General features: G+C 64.1%; 13 protein-coding genes. 3 read left to right on the top strand and 10 right to left on the bottom strand.

Annotated features, from left to right (window positions below):
* Nucleotides 1-57 precede the first annotated feature (57 nt).
* The gene (locus LDN85_RS08300) at nt 58-723 is read right to left on the bottom strand and encodes a DNA-3-methyladenine glycosylase (protein WP_043432687.1); all 666 of its coding nucleotides are present in this window, start codon (nt 721-723) and stop codon (nt 58-60) included.
* 83 nt (nt 724-806) lie between these two features.
* Between LDN85_RS08300 and LDN85_RS08295 the strand changes: the two genes are divergently transcribed.
* Entirely contained in the window at nt 807-2,303 is a 1,497-nt protein-coding gene (locus LDN85_RS08295; RefSeq protein ID WP_223945101.1) for an AlkA N-terminal domain-containing protein, read from the top strand.
* Nucleotides 2,304-2,557: 254 nt separating this feature from the next.
* On the opposite strand, the gene LDN85_RS08290 is transcribed toward LDN85_RS08295, so the two are convergent.
* From LDN85_RS08290 to argC, 9 genes are all read right to left on the bottom strand, one after another.
* Entirely contained in the window at nt 2,558-3,295 is a 738-nt protein-coding gene (locus LDN85_RS08290; RefSeq protein WP_223945100.1) for a maleylpyruvate isomerase family mycothiol-dependent enzyme, read from the bottom strand.
* Nucleotides 3,296-3,371: 76 nt separating this feature from the next.
* Nucleotides 3,372-4,787: an argininosuccinate lyase gene (gene argH / locus LDN85_RS08285; protein WP_026541619.1), complete on the bottom strand. Its 1,416-nt coding sequence runs from the start codon at nt 4,785-4,787 to the stop codon at nt 3,372-3,374.
* Nucleotides 4,787-5,992 carry an argininosuccinate synthase gene (locus LDN85_RS08280; RefSeq protein WP_223945099.1) on the bottom strand — a complete coding sequence of 402 codons (1,206 nt, stop codon included), beginning with the start codon at nt 5,990-5,992 and terminating at the stop codon, nt 4,787-4,789. Before LDN85_RS08280 ends, argH begins: the two co-directional genes overlap by 1 nt.
* 71 nt (nt 5,993-6,063) lie before the next feature.
* Nucleotides 6,064-6,600, bottom strand: a complete 537-nt coding sequence (locus tag LDN85_RS08275; protein ID WP_011774347.1) for an arginine repressor — start codon at nt 6,598-6,600, stop codon at nt 6,064-6,066.
* Nucleotides 6,600-7,604 (bottom strand): ornithine carbamoyltransferase, encoded by a 1,005-nt coding sequence (gene argF, locus LDN85_RS08270; RefSeq protein WP_026541617.1) that lies wholly within the window; start codon nt 7,602-7,604, stop codon nt 6,600-6,602. Before argF ends, LDN85_RS08275 begins: the two co-directional genes overlap by 1 nt.
* Entirely contained in the window at nt 7,601-8,941 is a 1,341-nt protein-coding gene (locus LDN85_RS08265; RefSeq protein ID WP_223945098.1) for an acetylornithine transaminase, read from the bottom strand. Before LDN85_RS08265 ends, argF begins: the two co-directional genes overlap by 4 nt.
* Nucleotides 8,938-9,897, bottom strand: coding sequence for an acetylglutamate kinase (argB, locus tag LDN85_RS08260; RefSeq protein ID WP_026547362.1), 960 nt, complete (start codon nt 9,895-9,897; stop codon nt 8,938-8,940). The genes LDN85_RS08265 and argB overlap by 4 nt, the downstream gene beginning before the upstream one ends.
* A gap of 10 nt (nt 9,898-9,907) precedes the next feature.
* Nucleotides 9,908-11,074 (bottom strand): bifunctional glutamate N-acetyltransferase/amino-acid acetyltransferase ArgJ, encoded by a 1,167-nt coding sequence (argJ, locus tag LDN85_RS08255; RefSeq protein ID WP_223945097.1) that lies wholly within the window; start codon nt 11,072-11,074, stop codon nt 9,908-9,910.
* Nucleotides 11,071-12,102 carry an N-acetyl-gamma-glutamyl-phosphate reductase gene (gene argC / locus LDN85_RS08250; RefSeq protein WP_091550533.1) on the bottom strand — a complete coding sequence of 344 codons (1,032 nt, stop codon included), beginning with the start codon at nt 12,100-12,102 and terminating at the stop codon, nt 11,071-11,073. The genes argJ and argC overlap by 4 nt, the downstream gene beginning before the upstream one ends.
* 167 nt (nt 12,103-12,269) lie before the next feature.
* Here argC and LDN85_RS08245 point away from each other — a divergent pair, with 167 nt between their 5' ends.
* Together LDN85_RS08245 and LDN85_RS08240 are read left to right on the top strand one after the other, a co-directional pair.
* Complete coding sequence (locus LDN85_RS08245; RefSeq protein WP_026541612.1) at nt 12,270-13,358, top strand: acyl-CoA desaturase; 1,089 nt, start codon at nt 12,270-12,272, stop codon at nt 13,356-13,358.
* Between the two features lie 85 nt (nt 13,359-13,443).
* Entirely contained in the window at nt 13,444-14,409 is a 966-nt protein-coding gene (locus LDN85_RS08240; protein ID WP_026547358.1) for a quinone oxidoreductase, read from the top strand.
* Nucleotides 14,410-14,412: the final 3 nt, after the last annotated feature.

Genomic DNA, 14,412 nt, shown 5'->3' with positions numbered 1-14,412 from the left:
CATTCTACAGCGATTTTGGTAAACGTGGGGGGTACATGTCATGTGGTGGGACGCGTACTAAGGAACGATCCGATTTCTGGGCCGTGCTGCCTTGTATCGGGACACCGTGGGATCGTCTTCAATCCAAAACCGCCACGGATAATCGGTGCTTCCCCCTGGACCCGCTACTCCTACCCGAGGCCCGCTGGCGACAGCAGGTGCGGGCGTCGCGGGCAACCACAGGCTGAACGGTGAGGCGAGCGCGTCACGGCCGGTGTCCGCCGTCGTGAGTCCCAAAGCGGAGGCGAGCCGCGCTGGTCCGCTGGCGAGGTCTTTGTGCGATTTGGAAGCCGGACGTCGGATAGCGGCGAGCCCTTCGCCTTCCACGATTTCTCCAGCGCGCAAGAGCAGTGCCGAGGGTGAACCGTCAGGGCCGCAGACGATGTTGGCGCAGTAGTGCATGCCGTAAGTGAAATAGACATAAAGGAACCCGGGCGGCCCGAACATGGGCGCGTTACGGGCTGTGGGACCACCGAAAGTGTGGGAACCGGGATCGGGATGCTCGGAATCGCGCGGGCCCATATACGCCTCGACCTCTGTGAGCCTGACGGCGACGGGGCCGGCTTCCGAGTGGTGGGTGAGTACTGCGCCAAGTATCAGCGGGGCGATTTCGCGAGGATCGCCCTCGAGGAACCTTCGCACCTCCAGTGGATCGGTGACTTCGTTATTGGTGGACGAATTCATGAGCAGACCCTAGCAAGAAAACCCCGAACGGCCATGTCCGATTTCCGCTAGCAGCGGCTCCTTGCGACTGGCAGGATGAAGCTATGGATTTCTGGCAGCGCTACCGGGCGATCGATGCCCGCGACACCCGCTTTGACGGTCAATTCTTCACGGCTGTCAGTTCCACCGGCATCTACTGCCGCCCGTCGTGCCCTGCCCGCACACCCAAAGCAGCGAACGTCACCTTCTACGAGACATCCGCCGCTGCCCACGAAGCCGGATACCGCGCCTGCAAACGGTGCTTGCCTGAAGCCGTCCCGGGTACGCCCGCTTGGAACCTCCGCTCCGACGTCGCCGGCAGGGCCATGCGTCTGATCAACGATGGCGTGATCACCCGTGAAGGGGTGGACGGCCTGGCGCACCGCTTGGGCTACTCTGCCCGGCAACTCAACCGCATCCTCAGCAACGAACTCGGCGCCGGCCCCCTCTCACTGGCACGTGCCAGCCGGGCACAGACGGCCAGAACCCTACTGGTCTCCACCAGCATGCTCCTGGCAGACGTCGCGTTCGCCTCCGGATTCAACAGTGTTCGGCAATTCAACGACACCATCGGCGAAGTGTTCGCGATGACCCCGACGGCGTTGCGGGCCACAGGTGCGAAGTCCGGCCACCGCCGGGGTACTGTGGCGCCCTCAGGCATTGCCCCTGGCGCCTTGACACTCAGCCTGCCCTACAGGGAGCCCTTCGACCCCGGTATTTTCGACTTCCTCGCAGTTCGTGCAATCCCGGGAATAGAGTTATCGGGAACAGGACCGGACGGAAGCAGAAGCTATGGAAGGACACTCCGGCTAGCGGGCGGCTCTGCTTCTTTCAGCGTGAAGTACAGTCCCACCGCTGCTGGCAAACCACTGCAGCTGACAGCCTCGGCAGTGGATCTCCACGATCTGCCTGCCCTGCTAAGCCGGGTCCGCCGTTTGTTCGATCTGGACGCCGATCCGCAGGCTGTTGACGCCACCTTGGCCTTGGACCCACGGCTGATGGACAGCGTTCAGGCAATCCCCGGTATCCGCGTCCCCGGTGCCGTGGACCCCCAGGAACTGCTTATCCGGGCCATGATCGGGCAGCAGATCACTGTGGCCGCAGCCAGAACTGCCCTCACTCAGCTATCTGCTGCCGGATCCCGCGTGGACGGCGCCGTCCCCGGTTTGGAGCGCCTGTTTCCGACGGCCGCTGAACTGGCCGAACACGGGCGCGCACTCCTCCGTGGACCTCAGCGCCGGATCGACTCCATCGTGGCAGCGGCCGAAGCCATGGCCAGTGGAGCACTTGATTTCGGCTACGGGGACGACGTCATCAGCCTCGAACAAAAGATGCTCCCTTTGCCGGGCGTGGGGCCATGGACTGTTGGCTATGTGGCTATGCGTGTTCTGGGCGCGCCGGATGTTTTCCTGGCGAACGACGCAGCGGTCCGGAACGGCTTGAAGGCTCTGCCGGCAGGCACTGGACTCAGCGTGGACTTCAGGGAGGTCAGCCCATGGCGTTCGTACGCCACCATGCATTTGTGGCGCGCGGCGGCAACGGCGCGGCTCGGAAGCAAATAAACACGCGGGATGTGAGCGAGCGTCCGGCCAACACCCCGGGGACGTGAAAGAGCGTCCGCCCCACACCCCGGGGACGTGAAAGAGCGTCCGGCCCACACCCCGGGGACGTGAGCGAGCGTCCGGCCCACACCCCGGGGATGTGAAAGAGCGTCCGGCCCACACCCCGGGGACGTGAGCGAGCGTCCGGCCCACACCCCGGGGATGTGAAAGAGCGTCCGGCCCACACCCCGGGGAGGTGAGCGAGCGTCCGGGCTTTAGCGGGCGGCGGGTTGGGGTGACGGCCAGGGCAGAAGTTCCGGCAGGTCCACTCCGTCGGCTGCTGCGGTGGCGCGGAGGCTGCCCAGACTGGGTTCCCTGCCCGCAAGCCACGCCGCGATGTCGGTCAGCATGCCCGTGATGGCAATTGAAGTGCCGCCTGTACCAATGCTGAGCTGGGGCAGGCCTGTTGGTTGCAGGACGAACTTATAGGTTTCCGGAACGCGTGCAGCGAGGAACCCGATGAGGTGTTCGCAGAAAGGCCGGCTCCACGTCTCGGGCCCGAATCCCAACCCCAGGTCCGAGGCATGGATAGTGAGCTCGCGCCAAAGGGCCAGGCCACCATCGAATACTGTTCCGTCCCTGTAAGCGATGCGGGCCTGCCAGTCCTCGGGGGCCAAAGAATCGAACGCGGCGATCACTGCCTCCACCGCAGTGGTGACGGACTTCGTGTGCTGGGCCAGGCTGTGCCCGGCGGCAAGTTCGATTGCCTTGTTCCGGCCGTCCATGCCGCCGTCGTAAAGTTCGATACTTTCACCGCGTCGCGCATACTCAAGTTGCCGTGCCATGGCTTTGGATATTCCGGCCACGTGGGCCAGGACGTGACCCCGGGTCCAGCCGGGCAGTTCCGACGGTTCAGCGACGGACGATTCGTCCAGTTTGGTGAGGAGGCGGGTGAGGGTGCCGGCGGCTTTGTGAAGCTCGGCGGGCAGCGCCTCGGGGGTGATCTGAGTCATAGCGCCATGCTAACGCACGCTTAAACGCCTGTGGGACAGCACGTGACGTGCCATCCCACAGGTCATGCAGATACAACTAGCCGGCGTAGGAACGCGCTGCGTCCAGTTCCGCTTCGAGTGCCGTCAGTTGGCGCTCGACGGCGGCTGGTGCCGTCCCGCCCTGCGAGTTGCGGCTGTTGAGCGAACCTTCCGTGCTGAGGACACTGCGGACCTCGGGAGTCAAGTGCTCCGAGATCGTTGAGTACTCCTCGTCGGTCAGGTCCCACAGCTCAACGCCACGGCCTTCGGCCTGCTTGACGGCAGCGCCGGAGAGCTCGTGGGCCTCGCGGAAGGGGACGCCCTGGCGGACCAGCCACTCAGCGATGTCCGTTGCCAGTGCGAAGCCCTGGGGAGCCAGGGATTCCATGCGCTCGGTGTTGAACTTCAACGTGGCAATCATGCCGGACACGGCCGGAAGCAAAAGCTCCAGGGTGTCGGCGGCGTCGAAGACAGGTTCCTTGTCCTCTTGCAGGTCTCGGTTGTACGCGAGCGGCAATCCCTTGAGCGTTGCCAGCAGCCCGGTCAGGTTGCCGATCAGGCGCCCTGCCTTGCCGCGGGCAAGCTCGGCAACGTCCGGGTTCTTCTTCTGCGGCATGATCGAGGACCCTGTCGAGTACGAGTCATGCAGCGTGACGAAGGAGAACTCCTTGGTTGCCCAGAAGATGACTTCCTCGGAGATCCTGGACAGATCCACACCGATCATGGAGCAAACCCAGGCGAACTCGGCAAAGACATCGCGGGAGGCGGTGCCATCAATCGAGTTGTGGACGGCCGAGAAGAATCCGAGGTCTGCAGCAACAGCCTCGGGATCCAGTCCCAGGGAGGAGCCAGCCAGGGCACCTGAACCATACGGCGAAACACCGGCCCGCTTGTCCCAGTCCTGGAGACGCTGCACGTCGCGAAGCAATGCCCACGCGTGAGCCAGGAGGTGGTGGCTCAGCAACACCGGCTGGGCGTGCTGCAAGTGTGTCCGGCCCGGCATGGCAACGCCCTGGTGGGCCTTTGCCTGCTCTACGAGGGCATCGATGGTGGCTAGGACGCCCCCGGCAATGATCCGGGCGTGGTCACGCAGGAACATCCGGCCAAGCGTTGCCACTTGGTCGTTGCGGGAACGGCCGGCACGGAGCTTGCCGCCCAGCTGGGTTCCGGCACGTTCGATCAGGCCACGCTCCAAGGAACCGTGAACGTCCTCGTCGCTCTCGGCCGGCAGGTAGGCGCCGCTTGCGACGTCCTCGTCCAGCTGGGTGAGGGCTGCAAGCATGCCCTCGAGCTCGGCGTCGTCCAACAGTCCGGCCTTGGCCAGTACGCGGGCGTGAGCCTTGGAACCTGCGATGTCGTAGCGGGCCAGCCGCCAGTCAAAGTGGGTGGACTTGCTCAGTGCGGCCAGCGCATCCGCGGGGCCGCCGGCGAACCGGCCGCCCCACAGTGCACCTTCGTTTGTTGCGGACGTCATTACTGCCCTGCGACCCGCAGGTCGCGGCCGGAGGCAACCTTGGAGGACATGCCCCACAGCTCGATGAAGCCACGTGCCATGGACTGATCGAAAGTATCGCCGGTGTCGTAGGTGGCGAGGTCGAAGTCGTACAGCGAGGTATCGGAGCGACGACCGTTGACGATCGCCTGGCCACCGTGGAGGACCATGCGGATGTCACCGGAAACGTACTGCTGCGTGTCCTCGATGAAAGCGTCCAAGGAGCGTTTCAGCGGGGAGAACCACTGGCCGTCGTAGACCAGCTCGGACCAGCGCTGGCCAACAGTTGCCTTGAAGCGGGCCTGCTCGCGCTCGATGGTGATGTCCTCGAGGTGCTTGTGTGCGGTGATCAGTGCCATGGCACCCGGGGCTTCGTAGATTTCGCGGGACTTGATGCCCACAAGGCGGTCCTCGACCACGTCGATGCGGCCAACGCCTTGGGCGCCTGCACGGCGGTTCAGTTCCTGGATGGCCTGCAGCGGGGTGACCTTGACGCCGTCGATCGCTACCGGAACGCCGGCCTGGAAGGAAATGGTGACCTCATCCGGTGCCGGCGGGAATTCCGGGGTGGCGGTGTAGTCGTAGATGTCCTTGGTGGGCGCGTTCCAGATGTCCTCGAGGTAGCCGGTCTCGACGGCGCGTCCCCAGACGTTCTGGTCGATCGAGTACGGGTTCTTCTTGGTGGTCTCGATCGGCAGTCCCTTTTCCTCGGCGAAGGCGATGGCCTTGTCGCGGGTCAGGGCGAGGTCGCGAACCGGTGCGATGCACTTCAGGTCCGGGCCGAGGGTCTGGATGCCGACTTCAAAGCGGACCTGGTCGTTGCCCTTGCCGGTGCAACCGTGGGCAACGGTGGTGGCGCCGAATTCGCGTGCAGCTTTCACGAGGTGCTTCACAATGACCGGGCGGGAGATGGCCGAAACCAGCGGGTAGTGGCCCTGGTAGAGGGCGTTGGCCTTCAGCGTGGGCATGGCGTACTCGTTGGCAAACTCATCACGGGCGTCGGCCACGTAAGCCTCGACGGCGCCGCAACCGAGGGCGCGTTGGCGGATGGTCTCCAGGGACTCACCGCCCTGTCCGACGTCGACGGCCACAGCGATGACCTCGGCGCCGGTGGCTTCACCGATCCAGCCGATGGCTACGGACGTATCAAGGCCACCGGAGTAGGCCAGAACAATGCGCTCAGTCACGAGAGTGCTCCTTTGTTGTTGCTTGGTTCATTCGAATCAATGCTGTGTGAATCAATGCTGAAAAAGATCAATCAGTTGCCAGGCCCGGCTTCTTCGGCCATGCGCAGGAAACGCGCGGCCAGTTCGGCCCCACCGTCGGGGTCGCGGGCGACCAACAGCAAAGTGTCGTCGCCTGCGATCGTACCCAATACAGAGGGCATCACCGAGTGGTCCACGGCCAGTGCCAGGAAGTTCGCGGCTCCGGGCGGGGTGCGGAGCACCACGATGTTGCCCGAGGCCTCCGCCGTCACCAGGAGTTCTCCGCAAAGCCGGGTCAACCGTGCATCCAGGATTTCCTGGGTGACGCCGCTCTTGGCGTTGCGGTCCCCGCCCTCCCCCGGAACGGCGTAAACCAGCGCGCCTTCCTTCCCGCGGACCCGGACGGCCCCCAGTTCCACGAGGTCCCTGGACAGCGTGGCCTGGGTGACCTGGACGCCGTCGTCCGCCAGCAGGGCTGCAAGCTCTGCCTGGGAACGCACGGACTCACCCGTCAGGATCGCGGTGATGCGCGCCTGACGGGCAGTCTTGGTGGCCGGGCTGGCACCCGGCACGGAGGGATTGGTGGACACTAGAACGTGCTCTCTCCGGTGCCTTCAACAGGTGCCAGGCCCTCAACAAAAGCCAGTCCGGAGCGGTGCATCAACCATGCCATGAGCGCCTTCTGGGCATGGAGCCGGTTTTCCGCCTCATCCCAGACAATCGACTGCGGGCCGTCGATGACGCCGGCTGAAATTTCGTAGCCTCGGTAAGCGGGGAGGCAGTGGAGCACGACGGCGTCCGGCGCGGCTTGCGCCATGGCGGCCTCGTCCACGGAGTACTCACGGAAGAGGTTCATGCGGGCTTCTTTTTCGGATTCCTGCCCCATGGAAACCCAGGTGTCCGTTGCCACGACGTCGGCGCCTTTGAGGGCTTCGGCGGCATCGCTGGTGATTAGCACCGACCCGCCCGTCTCGGCAGCGCGCTGTTCCGCTGCAGCCACGATCTCTGCTGCAGGCAGGTAGCCTTCCGGGCCGGAGATGCGAACGTGCATTCCGGCTGTGACACCGGCAAGCAGGTACGAGTTGGCCATATTGTTCGCGGCATCACCCAGATAAGCCATGCTCAAGCCGGCCAGTTCGCCCTTGTGTTCCTTCACGGCCAGGAGGTCGGCCAGGAGTTGGCAGGGGTGGTAGTCGTCGCACAGGGCGTTGATTACGGGCACTTTGGAATTTTCCGCCATGGCTACCAGGCCCGAGTGGGCACCCGTCCGCCACACAATGGTGGAAACCATGCGCTCCAGGACCTTCGCGGTGTCCTCCACGGATTCCTTGTGCCCGATCTGCGCCTCGCCAGGGTTGATGATCAGTGCGTTCCCGCCCATATCCGCAATACCGGTGGCGAATGAAACACGCGTGCGGGTGGAGGTCTTATCGAAGATGACGGCGACGGTCTTGCGGCCGTTTCCCTCCGCGGCGAAGGGCTGGACGCTGTAGGGCGCTGCCTTCATCCGGGCGGCGAGGTCCAGGACCTCTGCCTGCTCGGCCGGGCTCAGGTCCGTGTCCTTGAGGAAGTGACGGGTGGTTGACGTGCTCACTGTGCATCCTTAGCGGTCTGGGCGGTGGCCGTGGCGATCAGGGTGGGAAGGGCATCGAGGAACCTGTCCGCCTGCTCGATGGTCAGGATCAGCGGAGGGGCAAGACGGATGGTCCGCGGGCCCGGGCTGTTAATGATGAAACCGGCGTCCAACCCTGCAGTAACCATGGCAGGGGCGATGTCGGCGTTCACATCGAAGCCGATCAGAAGGCCCTCACCACGGACCTCGGTCACGGCCTCAATGGCTGCCAGTCCTTGGCGCAGGTACTCCCCGACTGTGACTACGTTCTGCAGGACCCCCTGGCTTTCAATGGCGTGCAGGGTGGCAAGTGCCGCGGCGGTAGCCACCGGATTCCCACCGAATGTGGTGCCGTGCTGCCCGGCGGTGAGCAGGGCCGACGTCGTACTTCCGAAAGTGATCAGCGCCCCTACCGGGAAGCCGCCACCGAGGCCCTTGGCGAGCGTGACAGCATCGGGCACGATGCCTGCCTCTTCGCTGGCAAGCCACTTGCCGGTACGGCCAATGCCCGTCTGGACCTCATCGAGGATCAACAGTGCGCCGGCAGCCGTAGTAGCTTCGCGTGCGGCCTGCAGGTATTCGGCGCTGAGCGGGCGAACACCCGCTTCGCCCTGGATGGGTTCCAGGAAGACAGCGGCGGTTGAATCGTCGACGGCGGCACGCAGGGCTTCGATGTCACCGAACGGAATGTGGACCACACCGCCGGGCAGTGGCTCGAACGGCGCGCGGTACGCCTCTTTGGCCGTGAGCGCCAGCGCACCCATGGTCCGTCCGTGGAAGGCGCCCTCCAAAGCAATGATCTTGGTCCGCTTTCCTCCGGAGTTGTTCCGGCGGGCCAACTTGAACGCTGCTTCGTTGGCCTCAGTGCCGGAGTTGGCAAAGAAGACCTTGGAACCCTCCGGAGCCTTGCTGAGGGCCAGGAGCTTTTCGGCCAAAGCGATCTGCGTGGGGCTCGTGAAGAAGTTCGAGACATGGCCGAGTGTGGCCAACTGGCTCGAAATCACGGACGTGACGAACGGATGTGCGTGGCCCAGGGCATTCACGGCGATGCCGCCCAGGAGATCCAGGTATTCCTTGCCGTCGGCATCCCAGACGAGGCACCCGGCGCCACGGACCAGGACACGCTGCGGAGTACCAAAGACACCCATCAGGGAGGACGAGTAACGTGCAAGCCAATCAGCACCAGAGCTCTGGGAAACGAGGGTGGTTGCGGCAGCCTCCGCAGCGATGGGGGCCCCGCCCGCTTCGCGGTGCCCGACCACGCCCGGCCCCCCATCGCTGCTGCGGCTTTCGGCGGTATGGCTCAGTTCGGTGCTCATGCGTTCACTTCCTCGTCGGGTACAACTTGGGTGCCGATGCCCGCCGTCGTGAAGGTTTCCAGCAGCATGGAGTGCGGCAGGCGTCCGTCCACGATGTGTGCGCGCTCCACGCCCTCATCGATGGCTTTAAGGCAAGCAGCCATTTTGGGGATCATGCCGGACTCCAGGCGAGGAAGCATCTCGCGGAGCTCTGATGCTGTCAGCGACGAGATCAGCGACGATTTGTCCGGCCAGTTGGCGTACAGGCCTTCGACGTCGGTGAGGATAACCAGCTTGGTGGCACCCAAGGCCGACGCGACGGCAGCGGCTGCGGTGTCGGCGTTGACGTTCAGGACTTGGCCGGTGGTGGGACCGGAGCCGGCGCCGTCGTCGAGAATTTCAGGGGCGACGGTGGAAATCACGGGGATGCGGCCGGCGTCGAGAATGTCCTTGATACCTGCGGGATCGACGCCCACTACTTCGCCTACCAGGCCCAGGTCCACTTCTTCGCCATCCACAACAGTGCCCGTGCGGACGGCACGCAGCAGCCCGCCATCTTCCCCGGACATGCCCACGGCATAGGGGCCGTGGGAGTTGATGAGGCCGACGAGTTCGCGGCCTACCTGGCCGGTGAGGACCATCCGCACTACGTCCATGGCCTCAGGCGTGGTGACACGCAAGCCACCTTTGAACTCGGATTCAATCCCGAGGCGTCCGAGCATGGAGTTGATCTGGGGTCCGCCACCGTGGACCACCACGGGGTGGATGCCCACGTGGTGAAGGAACACAATATCCTCAGCGAAGGCACGGCGGAGGTCGTCGTTGACCATGGCGTTGCCGCCGTACTTGATCACCATGGTGGTGCCGGCAAATCGCTGGATCCACGGCAGGGCCTCGATCAGGGTGCCGGCTTTATCCTGGGCTGATTTGGCTGAGACGTGGCTCGTGGAGGTCGTTTCGCGGGTATGCGCAGTCATCGTCACGGGCTCAGCTCGAGTAGGCACTGTTTTCATGCACGTAATCGTGCGTGAGGTCATTGGTCCAAATCGTGGCCTCGGCGTCTCCGGCTTGCAGGTCGATTTCGACCAGCACTTCGCGCGGCTCCAGGTCCACCAGGTTCCGGTCATCGCCGATTGCACCGTTGCGGCAGATTTGGACACCGTTCATGGCAACGTTCAACTGGTCCGCCTCGAACGCAGCATCCGTGGTTCCTACTGCCGAGAGCACCCGGCCCCAGTTGGGGTCCTTGCCGAAGATGGCTGCCTTGAACAGGTTGGAACGGGCCACGCTGCGGCTGACGATTTCGGCGTCGCGTTCGCTGGCCGCGTTGAATGTGCGGATGGCGATGTCGTGGCTGGCGCCCTCGGCATCACCGATGAGCTTGCGTGCCAGTTCGGCGCAGACCTGGGTGACGGCTTCGCTCAGTTGCGCGGCAGACGGCAGCGCTTCCGAAGCTCCCGATGCCAGCAGCACTACGGTGTCGTTGGTGGACATACAGCCATCAGAGTCTGCGCGGTCAAAGGTGACCCGGGTGGCATCGCGGAGTACGACGTCGAGCTCATCGGCAGGAACCTCGGCGTCGGTGGTCAGAACGACCAACATGGTGGCCAGGCCCGGCGCCAGCATGCCGGCGCCCTTGGCGATGCCGCCCACGGTGAACTGCTTGCCCTCCGCGTCCTTGCCCGTGAAGACCGCTTCCTTGGAGACGCTGTCCGTGGTCATGATGGCAGTTGCCGCTGCTGAGCCGCCGTCCTCGGACAGCTCACCGAAGGCCGCCTCGACGCCCGGGATGATCTTGTCCATGGGCAACTGCTCACCGATCAGGCCCGTGGAGCACACCACGACGTCGGAAGCTGAGACTCCCAGCACGGCCGCCACTTTCTCGGCCGTTGCATGGGTGTTCTGGAAGCCCTGCGGGCCGGTGCAGGCGTTGGCCCCACCGGAGTTCAGGACCACGGCGTCCACCCGGCCATCGCTGACTACCTGGCGGGACCAGTGAACGGGTGCAGCAGCGACCCGGTTGGATGTAAAGACCGCAGCGGCAGCCTTGGAGGGGCCGTCGTTGACTACGAGGGCCAGGTCCGGGTTACCGGAGGCCTTGATACCGGCTTTGATGCCGGCTGCGCGGAATCCCTTGGGTGCGGTAATGGTCACGGTGCAACTCCCTGGAGGTTCAGGCCGGCGGTTTCATCCAGGCCGAGGGCAATGTTCATGGACTGCACGGCTCCGCCGGCGGTCCCCTTGGTGAGGTTGTCGATGGCACACGTCACGATGACCCGGCCTGTGTGCTGGTCATAGGCAAGTTGCATCACGGCGTGGTTGGAGCCCTGTACCGACTTGGTGGCAGGCCATTGGCCTTCAGGTAGAAGGTGGACAAACGGCTCGTCGTCGTAGGCGTCCGCCCAGGCTTGGCGCAGCTCGGTTTCAGTAACACCCTGGGCAACCTTCGCTGTGGCTGTGGTCAGGATGCCCCGACTCATGGGAGCCAGCGTTGGAGTGAAGGAAACCGTGACAGGTTCCCCTGCAGCGTTGGAAAGCCCCTGTTCAATTTCAGGGGTGTGCCGGTGTCCGCCGCCAACACCGTAGGGGCTCATGGAGCCCATGACCTCGGCGCCGATCAGGTTGACCTTGGCAGCCTTTCCGGCACCCGATGTCCCTGAAGCAGAGACAATGACGACGTCGTCCGCCAGGAGGAGATTGTTGGCAAACCCGGGCGTCAAGGCGAGCAGGGCCGACGTCGGGTAGCAGCCGGGAACGGCGATGCGCGTGGCACCTTTGAGGGCTTCCCGCTGGCCGGGAAGTTCAGGCAAGCCATAAGGCCACGTGCCGGCATGGGCCGAGCCGTAGAACTTTTCCCAGGCAGCGGCGTCCTGCAATCGGTGGTCCGCACCGGCGTCGATGACTATGGTTCCCTCGGGCAACTGCGCCGCGATTTCAGCCGAGGCGCCATGGGGAAGGGCGAGGAACACGACGTCGTGACCCGAAAGGTTCTCCACGGTGGTGTCTTCGAGAATCCTGCTGGCCAAACCATGGAGATGCGGTTGCAGCTCCCCTAGTCTTGAACCGGCGTTGCTGTGTGCGGTGATGGCACCGATGGTGACGTTGGGGTGGCCCGCGAGCAGGCGCAGCACTTCTCCTCCGGCGTAGCCGCTGGCACCGGAGACGGCAACAGAAATAGTCATGACTCCACTGTACAGCAAGAATATTCATGCTGTCCGATATTTATGCATGCAATTGTGAGCAGTCTCATTATTTTGGAGATTAGCCGTATGCTTAGTGGAGGGTGATCCAGACCGTGCAGTCCGAACGTCGGCTGCAGCGTTGCCCGTTAGCGATACGGGGCACATTTATGTCACCCACGTCCACCGCTGAGCGCCCCAAAGCTCGCGCAATTCAACCAAACCCCGTCGTCCAGAGCTACTCAGAGCTCCTCAAGAGTGTCAAGGCCGCCGGACTTCTCGAGCGCCGCACCGGCTTCTACATTTGGGTCTTCGTGGCCCTGGTCCTGCTGATGGCCGGCACCTGGCTCGGCTTCGCACTCATCGGAGATTCCTGGTACCAGCTGCTGATTGCCGCAGCCGTAGGCATCCTGTGCACGCAACTGAGCTTCCTGGCCCACGAGGCCGGGCACAAGCAGATCTTCGCTTCCCGGCGCGCCAATGACTGGTCAGCCCGTCTCCTGGCCACCGGCGTGGCCGGCATCAGCTACTCCTGGTGGGAACAGAAGCATGGAGCCCACCACAACCACCCCAATGTCATCTCCAAGGACCCGGACATCCGGAACAACGCCCTGGTGTTCCACGAGGACGCCGCCGCGGAACGCAAGGGCCGCCTGGCCTTCCTCACCAAGAAGCAAGGCTGGTTCTTCTTCCCGCTCCTGACGCTGCTGGGCTTGAGCCTGCAGTTCGATTCCCTTCGCTTTGTCTTCGGCAAGCAAAACGTGCGTCACCGCTGGGTTGAAACGCCTATCCTCGTGGCCAGGCTCGCCGCCCTCCCGGTCCTCGCCTTCACGTTCCTGCCCATCGGTATGGCGTTCGCCTTCCTGGGCGTGCAGATCATGGTTTACGGCTTTTACATGGGCGCCTCGTTCGCCCCGAACCACAAGGGCATGCCGGTCCTCCCCAAGGACAGCCGCGTGGACTTCCTGAACCGCCAGATCCTGACCTCGCGCAACATCTCCGGTGGCCTCTTCATGGACTTCCTCCTGGGTGGACTCAACCGTCAGGTGGAGCACCACTTGTTCCCGGACATGGCCCGCCCGCACTTGTTCAAGGCCACCAAGATTGTGCGTGAGTTCTGCGCCAAACACTCCATCTCCTACACGGAGACCACGTTGATGCAGTCCTACGGGATCGTGGTCAGGTACCTCAATGAGGTAGGCCTGGCGGCAGGCCGTGGCTTCGACTGCCCGGTGGCTTCGACGCACGGACGCTTCTAAGCGTTCCACATGGGAAGCCCCAACTTCCCTAGGATGGAATCTGAAACCGGGCACCGGAAGGACCGTCCCGGAGTGAGGAGCCACCATGACGCACGCCATCGTTGCACAGCAGCCCGGAGGACCTGAGGTCCTCGAGTTCGCCTCCGTGGAACCACCAACTCCTGGCCCCGGCCAGCTGCTGATCAAGGTCGCAGCTGCCGGGGTCAACTTCATTGAGACCTATCAGCGCAGCGGCATTTACACAGTGGAGTACCCCTTCACTCCCGGCGCTGAAGCAGCAGGCACCGTCGAGGCCGTCGGCGACGGTGTCGAGGAATTTTCCGTGGGCGACCGCATCGCTACGGCCGAGGGGTCAAGGACCTACGCGGAGTACGCCCTGGTGGACGCAGGCAAGGCGCTTCCGGTCCCGGACGGCGTCGACGACCACACCGCCGCAGCCCTGCCGCTGCAAGGCATCACCGCCCATTACCTGATGAACTCATCATTCCGGGTAGAGCCGGGCCACACCGTCCTGCTTCATGCAGGTGCCGGTGGTGTTGGCCTGCTGTTGACCCAACTGTTAAAGGCGCGCGGCGCCCGGGTGATCACTACCGTCTCTTCAGACGAAAAAGCGGATCTGTCCACTCTGGCCGGTGCCGATGAGGTGCTCCGCTACGACGGGTTCGCCGACAAGGTCCGCGAACTTACCGACGGAGAAGGCGTCAACGTGGTGTACGACGGCGTCGGCAAGGACACGTTCGATGATTCCTTGAAGAGCCTGCGCATCCGCGGGGCCATGGTGCTTTTCGGTGCAGCCTCCGGCCCTGTGCCGCCTTTCGATCCCCAGCGCCTTAATGCGGCCGGATCACTGACCCTGACCAGGCCCACCATGGCGCACTTCGTTCAGAACGCCCAGGAACGCCGGTGGCGCTCAGCTGAAATTTTCGACGCCGCTGCCAACGGCACGCTCGCTGTCAGGGTGGGCGCAACGTACCCGCTCGCGGAGGCTGCCCAGGCACATAGGGACCTTGAGGGCCGCCGCACCACTGGCAAGGTCCTGCTGGTTCCATAATTA

This window comes from Arthrobacter sp. StoSoilB20 (assembly GCF_019977295.1).
Taxonomy (GTDB): domain Bacteria; phylum Actinomycetota; class Actinomycetes; order Actinomycetales; family Micrococcaceae; genus Arthrobacter; species Arthrobacter nicotinovorans_A.
This window is presented reverse-complemented; position numbering and strand designations above follow the sequence as displayed.